The following is a 643-nucleotide window of genomic DNA, read 5'->3' as shown; positions in this document are numbered from 1 at the left end:
CACCCACACAAAACAAAACCACGCCCCACCACCACACAACAACACCAACAAAACAAAAAAAACCACCCCACAAACAACACAACCAACCCAACCCAACACACCACAAAAAAACCACAACAAAAAAACCCCCACCCAACACAACCACCACCACACACACAACACCCCCCCCAACCACCCCACAACCAAAAACAACACAACCAAACAACCAACAACCAACCACCCAACCACACAAACACAAACGACCCACACCCCACACAACCACAACACCAAAAACAACCCCGCCAAAATCGCCGGCGCAACCGAAGCACCAAAAAACAACAACACCACCACCACCCCCCCCAAACACACCCACCCCAAAAACCACAACACCCCACCACCCACACCCAACCCCCCCCAAACAACCCACCCCCCAAACCCACCAACCACCCAAACCACCCAACCCCCAACCACAACACCCACAAAACCACCCATAAAACCACACCCAAACCAAACAACACGAAAACCCCAACCAACACCAATACCAAAAAAGTCAAAACCTCCAACAACAAAACACAAACCACCTCAAAAAACGACAAAATACCAACCAACCACCCACCACCAACCACCAACAACCACCCCCAACAAACACACCACCAACCAAACA

The 643-nt window shown here is 50.7% G+C and carries 1 protein-coding gene; it reads left to right on the top strand.

The genetic code is table 11. From position 1 onward, the window contains the following. Positions 1-643: hypothetical protein (locus ACTHUG_RS11285; RefSeq protein ID WP_440422258.1), on the top strand; the 643-nt coding region annotated here is incomplete at both ends.

The organism is Neisseria sp. P0022.S009 (assembly GCF_051956675.1).
Taxonomy (GTDB): domain Bacteria; phylum Pseudomonadota; class Gammaproteobacteria; order Burkholderiales; family Neisseriaceae; genus Neisseria.
The sequence above is the reverse complement of the archived record's forward strand: the minus strand, read 5'-3'. Positions and strand labels throughout refer to the sequence as shown.